Origin of the sequence: Bradyrhizobium sp. WYCCWR 12699 (assembly GCF_032144035.1) — a bacterium.
GTDB lineage: Bacteria > Pseudomonadota > Alphaproteobacteria > Rhizobiales > Xanthobacteraceae > Bradyrhizobium.
In genome coordinates this window covers 388,296-405,888 of the sequence record NZ_JAVTJN010000033.1, presented here as the reverse complement: position 1 = coordinate 405,888, position 17,593 = coordinate 388,296, and the positions used below count along the sequence as shown (strand labels likewise).

At 63.7% G+C, this 17,593-nt stretch carries 19 protein-coding genes; 3 read left to right on the top strand and 16 right to left on the bottom strand.

All coding sequences use genetic code 11. The features are described from left to right. Window positions 1–3: 3 nt before the first annotated feature. Genes RPS27_RS22095 through RPS27_RS22085 form a run of 3 tightly spaced genes read right to left on the bottom strand, consistent with a single transcriptional unit; the run spans window position 4 to window position 2,192 of the window. Window positions 4–327: a metal-sulfur cluster assembly factor gene (locus RPS27_RS22095; RefSeq protein ID WP_313754389.1), complete on the bottom strand. Its 324-nt coding sequence runs from the start codon at window positions 325–327 to the stop codon at window positions 4–6. Continuing rightward, on the bottom strand, window positions 324–833 hold the full coding sequence (locus tag RPS27_RS22090; RefSeq protein WP_313754388.1) for a DUF2249 domain-containing protein: 510 nt from the start codon (window positions 831–833) through the stop codon (window positions 324–326). The genes RPS27_RS22095 and RPS27_RS22090 overlap by 4 nt, the downstream gene beginning before the upstream one ends. 12 nt (window positions 834–845) lie before the next feature. After that, entirely contained in the window at window positions 846–2,192 is a 1,347-nt protein-coding gene (locus RPS27_RS22085; RefSeq protein ID WP_313754387.1) for a hypothetical protein, read from the bottom strand. A gap of 403 nt (window positions 2,193–2,595) precedes the next feature. Here RPS27_RS22085 and RPS27_RS22080 point away from each other — a divergent pair, with 403 nt between their 5' ends. Both RPS27_RS22080 and mgtA read left to right on the top strand, forming a co-directional pair. Next, complete coding sequence (locus RPS27_RS22080; protein ID WP_313754386.1) at window positions 2,596–3,081, top strand: hypothetical protein; 486 nt, start codon at window positions 2,596–2,598, stop codon at window positions 3,079–3,081. A gap of 157 nt (window positions 3,082–3,238) precedes the next feature. Next, on the top strand, window positions 3,239–5,791 hold the full coding sequence (gene mgtA / locus RPS27_RS22075) for a magnesium-translocating P-type ATPase (protein WP_313754385.1): 2,553 nt from the start codon (window positions 3,239–3,241) through the stop codon (window positions 5,789–5,791). Window positions 5,792–5,794: 3 nt separating this feature from the next. Here the strand turns inward: mgtA and RPS27_RS22070 are convergent, their stop codons facing one another. The 7 genes from RPS27_RS22070 to RPS27_RS22040 form a co-directional block, all read right to left on the bottom strand. Continuing rightward, the gene (locus RPS27_RS22070) at window positions 5,795–6,013 is read right to left on the bottom strand and encodes a DUF6894 family protein (protein WP_194403658.1); all 219 of its coding nucleotides are present in this window, start codon (window positions 6,011–6,013) and stop codon (window positions 5,795–5,797) included. Window positions 6,014–6,329: 316 nt separating this feature from the next. Beyond that, on the bottom strand, window positions 6,330–7,379 hold the full coding sequence (locus RPS27_RS22065) for a LacI family DNA-binding transcriptional regulator (RefSeq protein ID WP_313754384.1): 1,050 nt from the start codon (window positions 7,377–7,379) through the stop codon (window positions 6,330–6,332). Beyond that, window positions 7,376–8,020 carry a ThuA domain-containing protein gene (locus tag RPS27_RS22060; RefSeq protein WP_194403660.1) on the bottom strand — a complete coding sequence of 215 codons (645 nt, stop codon included), beginning with the start codon at window positions 8,018–8,020 and terminating at the stop codon, window positions 7,376–7,378. Before RPS27_RS22060 ends, RPS27_RS22065 begins: the two co-directional genes overlap by 4 nt. Window positions 8,021–8,030: 10 nt before the next feature. After that, the gene (locus RPS27_RS22055; RefSeq protein ID WP_313754383.1) at window positions 8,031–9,128 is read right to left on the bottom strand and encodes a Gfo/Idh/MocA family oxidoreductase; all 1,098 of its coding nucleotides are present in this window, start codon (window positions 9,126–9,128) and stop codon (window positions 8,031–8,033) included. 22 nt (window positions 9,129–9,150) lie between these two features. Next, window positions 9,151–9,999, bottom strand: a complete 849-nt coding sequence (locus RPS27_RS22050) for a carbohydrate ABC transporter permease (RefSeq protein ID WP_194403662.1) — start codon at window positions 9,997–9,999, stop codon at window positions 9,151–9,153. Further along, window positions 9,992–10,933, bottom strand: coding sequence for a carbohydrate ABC transporter permease (locus tag RPS27_RS22045; protein WP_194403663.1), 942 nt, complete (start codon window positions 10,931–10,933; stop codon window positions 9,992–9,994). The genes RPS27_RS22050 and RPS27_RS22045 overlap by 8 nt, the downstream gene beginning before the upstream one ends. A gap of 2 nt (window positions 10,934–10,935) precedes the next feature. Continuing rightward, window positions 10,936–12,195: an extracellular solute-binding protein gene (locus tag RPS27_RS22040; RefSeq protein ID WP_313754382.1), complete on the bottom strand. Its 1,260-nt coding sequence runs from the start codon at window positions 12,193–12,195 to the stop codon at window positions 10,936–10,938. 164 nt (window positions 12,196–12,359) lie between these two features. On the opposite strand from RPS27_RS22040, the gene RPS27_RS22035 reads away from it, so the two are divergent. Continuing rightward, window positions 12,360–13,118: an SDR family NAD(P)-dependent oxidoreductase gene (locus RPS27_RS22035; protein ID WP_212067511.1), complete on the top strand. Its 759-nt coding sequence runs from the start codon at window positions 12,360–12,362 to the stop codon at window positions 13,116–13,118. 79 nt (window positions 13,119–13,197) lie between these two features. Here the strand turns inward: RPS27_RS22035 and aroQ are convergent, their stop codons facing one another. Genes aroQ through RPS27_RS22005 form a run of 6 tightly spaced genes read right to left on the bottom strand, consistent with a single transcriptional unit; the run spans window position 13,198 to window position 17,586 of the window. Then, the gene (aroQ, locus tag RPS27_RS22030) at window positions 13,198–13,647 is read right to left on the bottom strand and encodes a type II 3-dehydroquinate dehydratase (RefSeq protein WP_313754381.1); all 450 of its coding nucleotides are present in this window, start codon (window positions 13,645–13,647) and stop codon (window positions 13,198–13,200) included. Window positions 13,648–13,660: 13 nt separating this feature from the next. Next, complete coding sequence (locus RPS27_RS22025; RefSeq protein WP_313754380.1) at window positions 13,661–14,407, bottom strand: amino acid ABC transporter ATP-binding protein; 747 nt, start codon at window positions 14,405–14,407, stop codon at window positions 13,661–13,663. A gap of 59 nt (window positions 14,408–14,466) precedes the next feature. Continuing rightward, window positions 14,467–15,294 carry a transporter substrate-binding domain-containing protein gene (locus RPS27_RS22020; protein ID WP_313754379.1) on the bottom strand — a complete coding sequence of 276 codons (828 nt, stop codon included), beginning with the start codon at window positions 15,292–15,294 and terminating at the stop codon, window positions 14,467–14,469. A gap of 48 nt (window positions 15,295–15,342) precedes the next feature. Beyond that, entirely contained in the window at window positions 15,343–15,999 is a 657-nt protein-coding gene (locus tag RPS27_RS22015; RefSeq protein WP_313754378.1) for an amino acid ABC transporter permease, read from the bottom strand. A gap of 11 nt (window positions 16,000–16,010) precedes the next feature. After that, window positions 16,011–16,679 (bottom strand): amino acid ABC transporter permease, encoded by a 669-nt coding sequence (locus tag RPS27_RS22010; protein WP_313754377.1) that lies wholly within the window; start codon window positions 16,677–16,679, stop codon window positions 16,011–16,013. A gap of 52 nt (window positions 16,680–16,731) precedes the next feature. Beyond that, window positions 16,732–17,586, bottom strand: a complete 855-nt coding sequence (locus tag RPS27_RS22005) for a shikimate dehydrogenase (protein WP_313754568.1) — start codon at window positions 17,584–17,586, stop codon at window positions 16,732–16,734. Between the last annotated feature and the right edge of the window lie 7 nt (window positions 17,587–17,593).

Below are 17,593 nucleotides of genomic sequence, written 5' to 3'. Positions count from 1 at the left end.
AGCTCAATTCACCTCGGCAAAGCCGAGCGACGACCTGACGCCCGGCGAGATCATCGAGGGTTGCCAGGGCGGCTCGAACGTCATGGTGACATCGACCGAGTCCACTCCCGGAACGAGGCATGCGCTGCTCGCGACCCCCTCCTTGAGGAAGGACGCGGCGGGACAGCCGCGTGTCGTCGCCGTCATGGTGATGTGCGCGGCGCCGCCGTCGACCTGGACATCATAGATGAAGCCGAGGTCGACGATGTTGTGCCCGAGCTCCGGATCGATCACCACCTTCAGCGCCTGCTTTATCCTGGCGACGAGATCCTCATCATGGAAGGTCATGCGTGCACCCTCACCGTCAGTTGATAGGAATCCTTTTGCGGCGTGAAGTCGCCGCGCCATTGATGGCCGCGCTTCTCCAGCTCCCGAAACAGGAAGACCGGTTCGCGACTGAGCAGGGCGTGGAGCGTCTGGCCCGGCGCGAGCCGTTCCAGGGCAGCCAGAATGCGCACCATCGGCTCCGGCGGATCGAGGTCGCGATTGTCGAGATGAACCGCCGGCTCCGGCCAATCGTCGTCGCTCGCGGCAGCGGAGGCCGGTTCAGCTGTTCCGACCGAGCCATCGTCCGGCATAAAGCGGATCTCCCATTCGCCGCCTTCCAGCTCGGCCTCGCGATGAGCAAAGCCCTTGCTCGCCATGACGTCGAACAGAGGAACCGGCTTGAAGGGAGCATAGAGCCGCAGCCCCTCTCCGGGTTCGAGCCGTTCGAGCGCGGCCATGATGATCGAGAACGGCTCGCCGCCTGCCCGCAGGATCGGCCGGACATCGACGTCGACGAATGCGGTCATGGCAATCTCCATTCAGTTCCGTGAGACCAGAAGATGAGGCATTGCGGCTCCGGTCGGCAGGCGCAGCGGCTCCGCCACGTCCGCAAGCCGCCGGGCCCTGATGAACTCCTCGCTCAGGCCGAGCGTCGCAAGCGTCACCACCGCGACGGCGATGCGGAAGCCGAGTGCCGTGTCGAACAGGAGCATCAACGTCGCCGTCCAGCTTCCGGCAAAGAACAGTACGAACCATTTCAACGCGCGGCGCTCGGCAACGAGATCCTGGACGCGCGGCGTCGGCGCTCTGCCCATCACCGGGCCGTAGGTCTCGAGCCAGGTCAGGAACGGCACGATCTTGTAGAGATTGGCAAGCACGAGGCCGGTGAGCCAGCCGAACGCGACGAGAAAGACCAGCGCCCCGACATGGGATGAGAAAGCACCGGTCGCAAGAAGCGTGGCGCCCAGCATTGCGGCGGCGGCGAGACTCGCCAGCGCAACGAGGCTCATGCCCGTGTTGAGCTCGAGCGCACGACGTTTGCGGGTCCTGTACAGGCTGAGCACGTCGCGACCGTAGGCGGCCAGCGACAGCAGCGCTGCCGCTCCTGCAAGCAGAAGCGCCACATTCAGCCCGGTCATGCGCCCGAGCGCAAGCACGCCGCCGACAAGTCCGACCGCCAGCGCGGCGATGCCGGCAAGCCAGGCCAGCCGGCCGAGCCGCGCATCGCCGTCGGGCGCGAGCATGAACATCGCAAGCAGGCGATAGCTGACGCCCATGGCCGTGAATGTCAGCCATCCACCAAGCCCCGCAATCGCGTGGATCGGAACGCCGGACACCAGCAGGTCCGGCCATTGCGCCCCGATGGCGGTTCCGGACAGCACCAGCGAGAACAGGCCGCCGAATGTCGCCGTGACACAGATGCAGGCAAGCCCACCCGCGACGAACCGCGCCGGTCCGGGCAAGGGACGGGCCGACCACAGCGTCATGCCGAGATTGGCAACGACCAGAGCGAAACCTGCGGTCAACAGGCCAGCGCCAAGGGGAAGCAGCAAGGGCGGCCCGTTGAAGTGCCCGCCTAGAACCAGAAAGCCTGCGAGCAGGACCGTCAGCCCCAGCGTCAGCAGCGCGAGAGCCGGCAGCGTCCAGCGCTCTGCATAGAGCGGCCTTGCGACCAGCACCGGCACGAATTGGAACAGCGCGCCACACAGGACCGTGCTCAACCAGCCGATACTGATCATGTGGACGATGACGAGCGTATCCGGGCCGCCGATATCGTGGTTCGGAAAGCCGAATCCGATGACGATCAGCGCTTCTGCAAGCAGCAGCCATGCGATTGCGACCGCGAAGTAACTGATGGCCCATTTACAAAGGCTGGTTCCGATCACGAATTGCTTCCCATCGTCCGCGCACGAAATCCCGTGTCGGCACTCGAGAACGGTAAGCGGCTGCAGTCGCGGCCACTTTGTCGAGGCGCAAACTGCGATGCCATTCACGACAATGGGAAATCGCATTTGAACATTCAGCAGAAGTTGTCATGCCCGAGCTTGTCCCGGCTGCGCGGCCGAAGCCGCTTCGGCGCGGCAAGGGCCCGGGCACCCACGTTCTTTGTGCTGCGTGGCAAGGCGTGGACGCCCGGGACAAGCCCGGCCATGACGCCGTGGGTACTGGCGCCCTTTCGCGACAAACCAAGGGCGCGATACCCCGGGGAACGCGGAAGGATTGATTCAGCGCAAGAGCGCTGCCCGCGGCGCTGATATTCAAGACGTTCAATCAGCAGGGAATGGTCGGATGACGCTGAAGAATTGGTGCGCCGTTCTCACGATTTCGGTGGGCGCGATCACATCCGCGATTGCTCAATCCGACTTTCCGCCCTCCGCGAGCGCGAAACAAGAAGCGCCTCGCCTCGTCGAGGTCATGAGCATGGCACAGCTTGAGCATCTCAAGCTGTGGTATGCAGGCAAGGCGAAGAACTGGGACCTGGCCGCGTATGAGTTGCGGCAGCTGACGAATAGCTTGGCCGAAGCAGCCATTTTCTACCCGGCGGTGCCCGTCAGCAACGTGACCACGATGAAGGAGCCGCTGCTGTCGATCGCCGACGCGATCGCGGCGGGCGACGATCGCAAGTTCGCCGCTTCCATGCGCGTGCTGACCGACGGCTGCAATGCTTGTCACGGCTCGATGGGCCGCGGCTTCATTGCCATCGCCGTTCCAACCGGCGGGCAACCGCCCGCCAATCAGATATTTCCGCCGTCGGGAAACAGCCGCAAGCATTGATGCGGCCAGCCCGCTCGCGATGATCGTTGCTCTTGGTGTCTGCCTCGTGACGGTGTGAGCATGCCGGCCGGGGGCTGGATTGCGTTGCATCAATCCGGAAATCGAGCAGCCCCGTACCCTGGTTTCGCCCAAGTGTCAGCGACCGCCGAGCCCATCCATGATCGAACGATTTAGCCCGGCCAAGCCCTTGGCTGCAACGTTCTGGCAAATGCCAAAGGACGAGCTCTATCGCGCGCTCGGCTCCGGCCCGGAAGGCCTGTCACGCATCGAAGCCGACCGACGGCTGGCGATCGTCGGCGCAAACCGCGTCGACGCCTCCCAAGGCCGGTCGGCCCTGCGCAAGCTCGGCCAACGGCTCTGGAATCCGCTGGTTGCCATACTGCTGGCGGCGGCGCTCGTATCCGGGTTGAGCGGCGATATCGGCAGCTTTGCCATCATCGCAACCGTGCTGTCCCTGTCCATCACGCTCGATATCGTCCAGGAGCATCGCGCGGAGCTCACCGCCGAAGCGTTGCGGGAATCGGTTGCCATCCAGGCTGACGTTGTCAGGGACGGCAAGGATGCGACGATTTCGGTGACGGCTCTCGTCCCGGGGGACGTCGTGAAGCTCCGTATCGGCGATTTGATACCGGCCGACGGCATCGTTCTCGAGGCGCAGGATCTGCAGGTCAATGAAGCCCTGATGACAGGCGAGCCGTTCCCGGCGTTCAAGACGGACGGCGCCTGCTCCGCGTCATTGCCGGCGGACGCCACGAACGCCCTGTTCGCGGGAACCAGTACCGTCGGCGGAAGCGGCAAGATGTTGGTCGTGACGACGGGAGGCCGGACGCGCTTTGGCGCGATCGCCTCGGCAATGGCCGCCAACTCACCACCCACGGCTCTCGAGCAAGGTGTCCGCAGGCTCGGACTTCTGATCCTTCGGCTGACACTCTTCCTCACTCTCTTCGTGCTGATGGCTCATCTCGTCGCGCAACGTAACGCAATGGAGTCCTTCCTCTTCGCCGTCGCGCTCGCCGTCGGCTTGACGCCCGAACTGCTGCCGATGGTGATGACGGTGACCCTCGCCCGCGGCGCGCTGCGCATGGCGAAGCGAAAGGTTATCGTCAAGCGGTTGTCCGCGATCCACGATCTGGGGGCGATGGACACGCTTTGTGTCGACAAGACCGGCACGCTCACGGAAGCCAGGATCACCCTGGCGGCGCATATCGAGCCGCAGGGGCGATCCAGCGACCGCGTTCTGAGCCTCGCCCGCCTGAACAGCACGTTCCAGGCCGGCGTGAGAAGCCCGCTCGATGACGCGATCCTGTCAGCGAGCCGCGATGATCTCGACGGCTGGGTTCGGCTCTCGGAAGTCCCGTTCGACTTCGAGCGGCGCTGCCTGTCCGTTCTAGCGGTACGCAACGGCGAGCAGACGCTGATCGCCAAAGGGGCGCCGGAATCCATCCTGTCGCGCTGCGTTGCCGTGGAAATCGATGGTCTGGCTCATCCGCTCGACGCCGCCTGGCAACAGAAGATGGCCGACATCCAGGCGCGCTATGCCGGCGACGGCTTCCGGCTCCTTGCCGTCGCCATCAAATCCATTCCGGCCGGCCAGCAGACCATTGCCGTCAGCGACGAGACCCATCTGACCCTGATCGGCTTTTGTGCCTTCGCCGACCCGCCGAAGCAGGATGCAGCCTCGGCGATCGACGCGCTCAGCTCGCTCGGCGTGACCATCAAGATCATTTCGGGTGACCATGGCGCAGTGGTCGCGCACGTCGCGCGATCCGTCGGCCTCAGAGCGGACCGGATCATGACCGGCGCCGAGATCTCCGAGCTCACCGATGCCGCGCTGGTTACCCGCGTCGATGACATCGACCTTTTTGCCCGGATCGACCCCGATCAGAAACGACGGATCATCGCCGCGCTCCGGCACCGCAATCACGTCGTCGGTTTCATGGGGGACGGCGTCAATGACGCCCCCGCGCTCCACGCCGCCCATGTCGGCATATCCGTCACGGGCGCGACCGAGGTCGCCCGCGCGGCCGCCGACATGATCTTGCTGGCGCCGGACCTGTCCGTGCTCGCGGCCGGCGTGCGCGAAGGGCGCAGGACGTTTGCCAACATCCTGAAATATGTCCGGATGGGAACGAGCTCGAATTTCGGCAACATGCTGTCGATGGCGCTCGCCTCGATCATCCTTCCCTTCCTGCCGTTGCTGCCGCTGCAGATCCTCTTGAACAATCTGATCTACGATCTCTCCGAAATCGGCATCCCCTTCGATGACGTCGACCCTGAAGACGTTGCCGGGCCCGAATCCTGGGACATGGCAAGCATCCTCCGCTTCACCATCATCATGGGAATAGTGTCGTCCCTGTTCGACGCGATCACCTTCGCCGTTCTCCTCAAGCTGTTCGATGCGGATGCGCCGATGTTTCAAACCGGATGGTTCCTGGAATCGATCACGACCCAGATCCTGGTGATCTTCGTGATCCGGTCTCGCAAACTGCCGTGGCGCGCGAACCGCCCGCACAACATCCTGATCGCGACATCTCTCGGCGCCCTGATTGCCGGCGTGGCGCTTACGCTTGGCCCGTGGGGAGGCGCATTCGGCTTTACCGGGCTTTCCGCAGGACTTATGGCGACGATCATCGCCATTGCCATTGCCTATCTGATCTCGGCGAACATCGCCAAACGGCTGGCAATCGCAGTTCCGCAACGCCTGAGATAATAGTCAGGTCGCGTCCGGATAGATCTGCTCGCGGTGGACTTCCCGGCCGCTCTCGTCGATGACGACGATCCGGAGGTCGGGGTGGCCTTTGGGCTTATTCCTCCGCACCTTGTCGGCCAGGCTCTTGCTGTGCACGATGGCGGCGCCATCGCTCACAAGCTCCAATCCGGACCTGTCGCGAACAGGGACCCCATCCTTCATATCGAAATAGTATGTGGGCATGAACTCATTCCCGCGTTTCACGCGGCTCGGTTGACGTCATCATCCCAGAGGCGAAGCTGCCGAGGCGGGATGCAAGTGGCACCCCCTGGGAACCGCATTCTAATGAACTAGCCGGGTCAAAATCTTGAGCCGGATCAAAAGCGGGAACTTTCAGCAAGGGCCCCGCTTCAAGCCCGTCCTACGCGGCATCATGGCAGCGACTTCCCGCTGTCGCATGTCCATCTGACGGAGAAGGTTTTTTCCCCTCCCACCGCCGCCGCGGTAACATTCAACAGTCAGCGTACCGGAGCGTGCGCACTGCCCGCGATGCGCGACGTTACGGCAGATTGTCCCTCAGGAAAATGTCGATGCGGATGCGTTCCTGGTCGGGGCTGATGGGCTCGCCCGAACAATGCGCGAGCAGGATGCGCGCCGCAGACCGTGCCTCGTGCCCGGGATCCTGGTTGATGATGGCATCGAGCGTGCCGCGGACCAGGAACCGCCGCGTGTGCTGAGTGAGCTCGTGGGTGATCCAGACCACCTCGCGTGCGCGGCCGGAGGCCTCGAGCGCATCGGCGATGCCGCGGTTTCCGGCGCCACAGCAATAGATGCCGCGAAGATCGGCATGGTGCGCGAGCAGCGCGGCGGTGAGCTCCCGCGTCCGCTCGCTGTCGTCGCGGCCTTCGATGACCGGGAGCGCGACCAGGCTTGGATATTCGCTGGACAGGATCTGGTGGAAGCCGAACTGCCGCTCGGTATGATCGCGCAGCGACAACGATCCCGCGATCACGGCGACCGTTCCCTCGCGCCCGGCCAGGAAACGTCCCATCAGCGTTGCGGCAGTCCGCCCCGCGGCCGGGTTGTCGATACCGACATAATGCAGGCGGCGCGAACTCGGCGCGTCCGACACCAGCGTGACCACGGCGACCCCGCGCGCGGTGAGCTCGTCGATGGCGGCGCGCACCCTGGGATGGTCCAGCGCGATGACGGCGACGCCCTGATAGGCCGGCGACAGGTTTTCGAGCGCGCCCGCCAGCACATCCGGATCGAACACGTCGACATGGAGGATATCGATGAAGCCGCGTTGACCGGCGAGCCACTCCGCGGTGCGCTGGACCTGCTCGGTCAGATTGGTCATGAAGCTGTTGCTGCCGGTCGGCAGCACGAAGGCGAAGCGAAAACTCTGCCCGCGCGCCAGTCGGGCGGCCGCTAAGTCCGCGCGGTAGCCGAGCTTGGCGACGGCGGCCTCGACACGCGCAACGGTCTTGGCGCGGACGCCCTCGCGCCGGTTGACGACTCGATCGACGGTCGCAAGCGAAACGCCCGCCGCGCGCGCGACGTCCTCCAGCGTGGCGCGAACGGCTGGCTGCATCGCGCCAGCCGTCATTCGCGCGCCGCCCACAGCATGCCGCGGGTCATCAACGTCCGGATCTCGGGCACGTCGAGCTCGTAGGCACGGTGGCCGAGCGAGGAATAGAACACCCTGCCCGCGCCGTAACGCTTCTTCCAGACCACCGGCATCACCACGCCGTCGATCCAGGGCGCGTGCTCGCCCGTGAAAGTGGTCGTCGCTAGGACCTCGTTGGCGGGGTCAACATGCATGTAATATTGCTCGGAACGATGCTCGAAACTCTTCAGGCCCTTCATGATGGGGTCGTCCGGCTTCGTCAAGTCGACCTTGTAGTCGATGATGTTGCCGGGATGCGCAACCCACTGCCCGCCGCACAGGAACTGATAGTCCACGGAATCGCGGAACGCATCGCACATGCCGCCATGGTGACCGGCAAGCCCGACGCCGCCACGCACCGCCGCACAGAGATTGAGCGCGTCTGCCTTCTCGATCTTCGACATCGTGTAGATCGGGATGATCAGCGACAGATCATGGATCGCGGGATCGCCGAATGCCTCTGTCGTGGTCTCGATCCGGACCTCGAAACCTTCCGCCTTCAGCCAGCCGCGGATCATCGAGGCGCACAAATCGGGATCGTGTCCCGGCCAGCCGCCCCATACAATCAATGCCTTGCGCATGGTCATTCCCTCAGTCGATCTGTCCGGTTTCACGTCCGGCCGGCAGAATCGCCGGCCGCTCGACGCGGCTCTCGATCTTGACACGCCGCCCTTCGTCGGCGGAGGTCTGGAACGCCTCCATCACCTCCAGCACGTGGAAAGCCAGTGCGCCGCTGGCGCGATGCGGGCGGTTGTTCAGGATCGCGGCGGCCATGTCGGCGACACCGATGGAGCGGAACTCGCCTTCGACATGGCCGTGCGTCAGCGGCACCGTCTCGAATTCGCCGCCGGTCTTCGCAACCTGCACCTCGCCGCCGAAGCGGTTCGGGTCCGGCACCAGCATGCTGCCCTTGTCGCCATAGATCTCGATCGGCGCGTGCCGGTGCTTCGGCACGTCGAAGCTCATGGTGATCGAGACCACCGCTCCATTCTCGAATTCGAGCGTGCCCGCGACGTGGGTCGACACCTCGACCGGGATCAAGCTGCCGTTCGTCGGCTGGCTCGTGACCAGACGCTCCGATCGCGGGCGCGCGGTCGAGCCCATCACGCTCGCGACCGGCCCCAGGAGCTGCACGAGATCGGTGATGTAATACGGGCCCATGTCGAGCATCGGTCCGCCGCCGCGCAAGTAGTAGAAGCCGGGCGCCGGATGCCAGCGCTCATGGCCGGGACAGCCGAAGAAGGCGCTGCCGGCGACGGGGGTGCCGATCGCGCCGTCGTCGATCAGCTTGCGCGCGGTCTGGTGCCCGCCGCCGAGGAAGGTGTCGGGCGCGCAGCCGACGCGAAGGTTTTTCTGCGCGGCGAGATCCATCACCTTGCGGGCTTCCGCGACGTTGATACCAAGCGGCTTCTCGGAATGAACGTGCTTGCCGGCGTTCAGCACAGCCAAGCTGATATCGGTGTGGGCGAGCGGCACGGTGAGATTGACGACGATCTCGACGTCGTCGCGCTTGAGCAGCTGATCGACCCGCATCGCCGGCAGCCCGAAGGCCGCGCCCTGCCGCTCCGCCACGTCGCTGCGCATGTCGGCGAGCGCCCTCACCTCCATGACCGGGAAGCGCTGCGCTGCCTTGAGGTAGGCGGTGCTGATCACACCGCAGCCGATGATTCCGACGCCGACTTTTCTCATTGTGCTCTCCGTGAAGTCCCGCTCACCCCTTGACGGCGCCTGCCGTGAGGCCGGCGACGATATGCTTCTGTGCCAGCAGAAACAGAATGATCGTCGGCAGGATGGTGAGCGTGATGAAGGCCAGGATCAGGTGCCATTCGGACGAATACTCGCCCTGGTAAATCATGATGCCGAGCGGCCAGGGATAGAGCGCGTCGGTGTTGAGCATCACCAGTGGCAGCAGATAGGCGTTCCAGCTGTTGACGAAGGTGATGGTGCCGACGGTCGCCAAGATCGGCCGCGACAACGGCAATGTCACGTAGCGGAAGAATTTGATGTAGCTGCAGCCGTCGACCAGCGCGGCCTCGAGCAGCTCATAGGGAATATCCCTGAAGAAGCGCCGCAGCAGCAGCACGCTCATGGCAAGGCTAAAGGCGACCTGCGGCAGCGCGACGCCGAAATAGGTATCGAGCAATCCGAGATCGCGCACCTTGATGAACAGCGGCAGCACGGCCGTTGCGGCCGGAAACAGCAGGCCGAGCGTCAAATAGCTCAGCAGCATCGAGCTGCCGAAGAATCTGACGTGGGCGAAGGTGAACGCCGCCATCGAGGCGACGATCAAGGTCAAGGTCACGGTGAGGGTCGAGATGATCAGCGAGTTGCGCAGCAGCTGCCAGTAGCGGGCCGAGAACAGGATGTCGGCATAGTTCTGCCATTCCCAGTGCGTGGGCCAGCCGAACGGATTGACGCGCAACTCGCCGAGCGATTTGAAGCCGCCGAGCAGGGTCGCGAGCAGCGGCACCAGCACGAAGACGGCAACAACGGCGAGGAACGCCGCCTTGAACAGCACGGCCGGATCGAACGGCGCGCGGGTGGTCTCGGCCCTACTCATCGCGCATGAACCATCGCTTGTAGGTGAAGGCAAAGGTCACGCAAATCACGAACAGGATGACGCCGATGGCGCTGCCGTAGCCGACGCGCATCCGCGAAATGCCGTTGTTGTAGAGGAAGCTGACCATCGTGTTGGAGGAATCCGCCGGTCCTCCGCGCGTCAGCGGCATCACGAGATCGAACAGCTGCAATGAGCCGACGATCGCGAAGAACACGGAGAGCCGGATCGTCGGATAAAGCAGGGGGATGACGACATGGCGCAGCGCCTGCGTTCGCGTTGCGCCGTCGATCCGGGCCGCCTCGACCAGGCTCTTGTCGAGGCCCTGGAGTGCCGCGATGAACAACATCATGTGGAAGCCGAAATATTTCCACACGATCACGATCAGCACCGCCAGCATCGCGGTGTCGGTCGAGGCGAGCAGATGCGGCGGCTCGGCGCCGAAGCTGCGCCAGATCGAGGCGACGAGGCCGTAGTCGCCGTCATAGACGAAGGAGAAGATCAGCCCGGTCGCGATCTCGGCGAGGATATAGGGCATGAAGAACAGCATGCGCAGCGCCACGGCTCCGCGAAAGCGTTCCGCGAGCATCAAAGCCAGCGTCAGCGCGAGCGGCAGCTGGATCGCGAGCGAGACCGCGATGATCAGCCCGTTGTTGCGCAGCGCGAGCCAGAAGGCGCGCGTCTCCAGCACGAAACGGTAATTGTCCAGGCCGATCCAGTTGGTGGGTTTGCCGAACCCGTTCCAGTTGAACGCCGAGTACCAGGCGGCCTCGCCGATCGGCAAGACCACGAACAGCGTGAACAGCAGCAGCGCCGGCGGCAGGAACAGGATGAGGACCGTGAAGCGGCCGTCCCAGCTCGGGCCGCGGACCGCAAGCGGCGAGAACGACGGCTTCGCAACGCCCATCGCCGGCACGCTTGCGATGCGTCGTTCCACCGTCAGTTACCCTGCTTCCACGCCGCTTCGATCGCTTTCGCGGCGTCCTGCGGGCTCATGCTGCCGCCGGCGATCTCCGCAGTGACGTCGTTGACGACGCGGCCGACCGAGGGGCCGAGACTCTGGTCATAGAAGTTCTGGTGGTAGTTCGACTTCGCGAGATTGGCCGCGATCAGCTTCATGAATGAATTGTTGAGACCGGCGTCCGCGCCCTGCACCACCGGGATGATGAAGTTGCCCGCCGCAAGCCGCGTCTGCACGTCCTTCGAGACGAAGTATTTCAGGAAATCGACGGCTTCTTTCGGCGAGCCCTTGGTGATCAGCCAGCCGGTGATGCCGCCAAGCGTATCCGTCGGCGCACCCTTGCCGCCCGATACGACCGGGAAATCGAACCAGCAGATCTTGTCTTCGGACAGACCCGTCTTGTCGGCGGCGAGCGCGCGCTGCAGATGATAGACGGTGGAAATCGCCAAGGTCATCGCCGCCTTGCCGTCGCCGAAATAGCCGACGGCCTGCGGGTTCTTGAAGCCGAGGAAGCCGTTCTGGAACGGCTGGAGATCGACCAGCTGCTTGAACAGCTCGCCCGATTTCTGGAAGGTCTCGCCGGCGAAGCCGCCGTTCTCGCCCTTCAACGCCGCATCGAAGGCCGGCTTGCCGCCGATGCGCACCGCAAGATGGGTCCAGTAGAAATGCAGCGGCCATTTGTCCGCGCCGCCGACCACGATCGGCGTGACGCCGGCCGCCTTGAGTGTCTTCACCGCGGCGAGCAGATCGTCCCAGCTCTTGATGGCGGCGGGATCGACCTTGGCCTTGGCCATCAGCTCCTTGTTGCAGAGGAAGCCGACCTGCGACAACGCGGTGGGCAGGCCATAGACGCGGCCATTGCTCGTGAACGCAGCGAGCGCAGCCGGGGTGAGGCTGTCGCTGTAGCCCTTCACCTGGTCGGTGATGTCATCGAGCACGCCGGCCTCGATCTGCGTCTTCAGCACACCGCCGGCCCAGCTGTAGATGATGTTCGGCCGGTCCTTGGATTGCAGGATGGTCGGCAGCTTGGCCTTGTAGGCCTCGTTCTCGAGGAACTGCATCTCGACCTTCACGCCGGGATGCGACGCCTCATAGGCGCGCGCAACTTCCTCCCAGAGCTTCACCTGGACGGGGTTGGCTTCGATGTGGAGCCATTTGACGGTCGTATCGGCTGCAGCGATTTGGGCGCCAAGCAGGCATGCGGCAGCGGCGAGTCCCAGCTTCCCGAGCAGTCTCATCACATCCTCCCAGCCGATCTTATTCTTTGACTGCAATTCTGCCTTCAATTTTTGAGGTACGCAACTAAAATTCTGACCTATGCACCTCATGGACGGACTGGCTAAGGTCTGGTCAAGAGTCGGGACGGCCCACCGCGCCACCCGCAAATGACTGGGAGGTGCCCATGGCCGCCATCTATTCCGACCTCGCCGGCAAGGTCGTGCTCGTCACCGGAGGTGCGGCGGGCATTGGCGCTGCGATCGTGCGGCGCTTCGCGGAGCAGAAATCCAAGGTCGTGTTCTTCGACATCAAGATCGACGAGGGCCAGCGCCTGGCGCGCGAGCTGTCCGATCAGGGACTGTCGGCGCATTTCCAACATGTCGACCTCACCGACATCCCCGCGCTGCGCGCCGGCGTCGTGGAGGCACGCAAGGCGCACGGCGCGATCAACATCCTGATCAACAACGCCGCGCATGACGAACGGCACAAGACCGAGGAGATGACGCCCGAATATTGGGACGACCGCATCGCGGTGAACCTGAAGCACCAATTCTTCGCGTCGCAAGCCGTGCTGCCGGACATGAAGGCCGCCAATGGCGGCGCCATCGTCAATTTCGGCTCGGTGTCGTGGATTGCAGGCCAGGGCGGCATGGCCGCCTACACCGCCAGCAAATCAGGCGTGATCGGATTGACGCGCTCGCTGGCCCGCGATTACGGCCCCTACAATATCCGCGTCAACGCGATCGCGCCCGGCTGGATCATGACCGAGCGGCAGCTCGAGAAATGGATGACGCCGGCCGGCGAGATCGAGCTGCAGCAGCGGCAGTGCCTGAAGCGCCGGCTGGTGCCGGACGAGGTCGCGAAGGTCACCGTCTTCCTCGCCTCGGACGAAGCTTCCGCCTGCACTGCCCAGCACTACATCGTCGATGGCGGCTGGGTGTGAGATGCTTTGAGAATGGTGGGCGCACAAAAGCTGTCGACTTTCAGCGAAACCGCCAACTCTCGTGCCGCCGGCGCCGATGCTATTCCTTGTTCTCGTCAAGGAGCCTGGCCACACGACGCAAGCCGAGCAGATAACCCTGGGTGCCAAAGCCTGCGATGATCCCATCAGCCCGTTTGGAGACGAACGAATGATGGCGGAATTCCTCGCGCCTGTGCACGTTGGAAATGTGCACCTCGATCACGGTCCCCTCGAACGTGTTCAGGGCATCCAGGATGGCGACCGACGTATGGGTGAAAGCCGCAGGATTCATCACGATGCCGGCAGCCGTCTCGCGCGCCTCGTGAATCCAGTCGATCAGCTCGTATTCCCTATTGGATTGATGAAAGCGAATTTCCAGGCCAAGCTCCCTGGCCAGCGCCCGGCAATCCCGCTCCACGTCCGCAAGCGTCTCGTGACCATAGATGTGGGGCTGACGCTTGCCGAGCAGATTGAGATTTGGCCCGTTCAGGACGTAGACGAGACGACTCATACAACAACTCCGTTCAGTGATGGGCGAGGATTTCGCCAAGAAACTGCCTGGTGCGGGCGTGCTGTGGATTGCGGAAGAAAGCGTCAGGCGCGTCTTCTTCGATGATCTGACCTTCAGCCATGAAGATCACACGGTCGGCAACCTGGCGGGCAAAGCCCATCTCGTGGGTGACGCAAATCATGGTCATGCCGTCGTTGGCGAGGCCGATCATCGTGTCGAGCACCTCCTTGACCATTTCGGGATCGAGAGCCGAGGTCGGCTCGTCAAACAACATTACTTTCGGTTGCATGCAGAGCGCACGCGCAATCGCGACACGCTGTTGCTGGCCGCCGGAAAGCTGAGCCGGATATTTCTCGGCCTGGTCACCGATACGGACGCGCTCGAGGTATTTTCGCGCGGTCGCTTCGGCCTCGGTTTTGCTGAGGCGGCGCGCGCGAATGGGCGCGAGCGTGCAGTTCTGCAAGACCGTCATATGCGGGAAAAGATTGAAGCTCTGAAAGACCATGCCGACGTCCTGGCGTACGACATCGATGGCCCTGATGCTGTCGTCCAGCCGATGACCGTTCACCACGATGCTGCCCTGCTGGATCGGCTCGAGGCGGTTGATGCAGCGGATCAGCGTCGACTTTCCCGAGCCGGACGGACCACAGAGCACGATCTTTTGGCCCTTGCGCACGGTGAGATCAACGTCGCGCAAAGCCTGGTACCCGCCGTACCACTTCTGCACGCCCTTCATTTCGATCAGGTTCTGGTCTTGCATGCCGGCCTCCGCTCTCGGGCGGCGGCCAACGCGGATCGCGCGTCGGCCGCTCGCAGTGGCTATTGGACGGTGAAGGGAACGCCGGGGACGGAGTCCGGAAAGACCGGGACCGGGACCTTCATCCATTTGGCGTAGAAGGCGGCCAGTTTTCCGTTCGACTTGATCTCGTCGATGAACTTGTTGGCCGTCTCATTCCACTCCTTCTCGCCCAGGCGCGTGCAGGCGCCGTTGTACAGAGCTGTGAAGTGCAGCTTGGGTTCGAAACCAAGTTCGGGCTTTGCGGCGTTCAGACGCTGCGGATAGAACAGGTTCGCACCGACGGCCTGGACCTGGCCGGAGAGCAGCGCCTGGATGGTGGCCGCGTCATCGTCGAATCTGCGGATTTCGGTTCCGGACGGCGCGTTGTTGGTCACCTGGGTGTCCTGCGTGGAGGACCTCGGAACGCCAATGACGTACTTGCCCATGTCGGCATTGCCGGTGATCGGCGTCGCCTGGGCGGCGACGAGCGTGATCTCATTGGCGACATACGGCTTGGAATATTGCACCGCCTTCGCGCGCTCGGGCAGCATGGCCATGGTTGCGAACAGAATGTCGACGCGGCCTGTGGTCAGAGCCGGAATGCGATTGGCCACCGCCAGCGGGACGAACTCGGCCTTGACGCCGAGATATTCAGCGAAGGCGCGCCCCATGTCGGCATCGATGCCATCCTGCTTTCCTGAGCTGTCGACATAGCCCCAGGGCGGATTATCCCCCTGAATGCCGATGACGACGACGCCCTTCTTCTTCACGTCTTGCAGTGTCCCCGCCTGCGATTTGCCAGCGATGGCGAGAGCCGCCAATGCCAATAGCGCGAGCTTGAGCTGGCGACGATTGGATGAAAACAACATGAGTATCTCCTCCTGGTGATGGTTATTTGTAGAGTAAGTGCGCCGCTACTATCTTTGACTGGCCAGGGCGAGCCTGGCCTCCATCCGACCGCCCCACCACGAGAGTGGCCAGCAGACGACGAAGTACATCGCGCCGACCACGCCGAAGACCAGCAACGGCTGGAAGGTCTGGTTCGACACGATTTGACCGGCGCGAGCGAGCTCGATGAAGCCGACGATGGCGGCGAGCGAGGTGCCCTTGATGAGCTGCACGAGATAGCCGATGGTCGCCGGCAGTGAGATGCGGATCGCCTGCGGCAGCACGATGTCCCGCATCCGCGACGAATAGTGCAGTCCCAGCGCCATCGCCGCTTCGGTCTGGCCGCGCGGCACGGCCTGTATCGCGCCGCGCCAGATCTCGCCAAGGAAGGCCGAGGCATTCACGGTGAAACCGATTGCCACCGCGGCGAAGGCATCGAGCTTCAGCCCGGTCAGCGCCAATCCGTAATACACGACGAAAAGCTGCAGCAGCAGCGGGGTGCCCTGAAATATCCCGATGTAGATGCGGGTGCCCCATTCCACGCCCCTGTGGCCACAGGTGCGCAGCAACGCGACGGCGAGCCCCGCCGTACAGCCGCCCGCAAACGCGACCAGCGTGAGCAGCACCGTCCATTGCAACCCACGCAGCAGGAAGCCGAACTCGGGAAGACCAAAATGCGGTGTCATGCTGGCCTCCCTCAGCGTGTCGGATATGAGAAGAAGCGGTGAGAGACGACCGCAAAGCCCAGCATCAAGAGCCAGGAGATCGCGAGGTAGAGGACGGTGACGGAGAAATAGACCTCGAAGCTGCGGAAGGTGTCGCTCTCGATGCGCTGTGCAACCGACGTCAGTTCGTAGGCGGACACAGCCGAACAGATCGACGATGTCAGTGTCAGCATGATGAACTGGCCCGTCAGCGAGGGGTAGATCGCGCGAAGCGCGGGCTTGAGCACGATGAAACGGAACACCTGCCCTTTGTGCAATCCGAGCGCGTAACCGGCCTCCACCTGCCCCTTGTGAATGGACTGTACCCCGCCGCGGATGATCTCGATGGCGTAGGCGCCGCCATTGATGCCGAGCGCGATTATGGCGGTCGCTGTCGGATTGAGCTTCAGTCCAATGAGCGGCAGGGCGAAGAACAGGAAGAAGATCTGCACCAGGAAAGGTGTATTGCGCACGACCTCGACGAAGCCGATCACGAGACCACGCAGCCACGCCGCCTTCGAATCGCGTGCCGCGACGCCTCCGACGCCGATCAGCATCGCCAGCGTCATTCCGGCGAACGCCAGGCTCAACGTACCCACGCAACCCCACAGCAGTGCGGGCATTGCATGCCAAACCACCGAGAAATCGAGCGTGTAGCCCATCCTTACGTTTCCTCTCGGGCGTTGTACGTGCCGCTCACCCATCGGCCGGGTGTCACCCTCCCAGGGACGCGAAAGTCGCGAAGAAGACGTCTGGATCGGGTGAGATGCCGGTGAACAGGCGAAATGCTTCGGTGCCCTGGAAGATCGCCATGCCACCGCCATCGACGGTGCGGCAGCCGAGGGCACGCGCCGCACGCAGCAAGGATGTTTCCAGCGGGAAATAGACGATCTCGACGACCCACAGATCGGGTCGCAGCAGGGCCGTCGGCAGCGGTGTGCCCGGATACTTGTCCATGCCGATCGGCGTCGCGTTGACAATTCCGTCAGCGGCGGCCACGGCGGCTGCAACATCCTGGCCGGCCCTCAAGCGCCCTTCTGCAAATCGGGGGGACAAGCCCTCGACCACGCCCTGCGCCTTGGCGAAGTCGACGTCGATGATGGTCAGCTCCTGCACGCCGAGCTTCATCAGCGCGAAGGCCACGGCCGCGCCCGCACCGCCCGCGCCGAACTGGACGACACGGCCGAGCGGCGCACCTTGCATGTTGCGGCGAAAGTTCTCGGCAAACCCGAACCAGTCCGTGTTGTGGCCGGTCATCCGACTATTCCGGATGACCACGGTATTCACCGCGCCGAGCGCTTCTGCATCCGGCGAGAGCGCGTCCAGCAGGGGGAGAATTGCCTGCTTGCAGGGATGGGTCACGTTCAAACCATCGTAACCCATGCGCTTTGCGGCCGTGAGCAATTCGGGCAAGGCTTCGATGCCGAGCTTCAGCTCGGTCAGGTCGATCGTCTTGTAGAGATACCGGATTCCAGCGGCATCAGCGGCCGCTTCATGCATGGGCGGCGTGCGCGACGCCGCGATGCCGCTGCCGATCAGGCCGACGAGAAAGTTGGACTTCGGATGCATGTTCGGC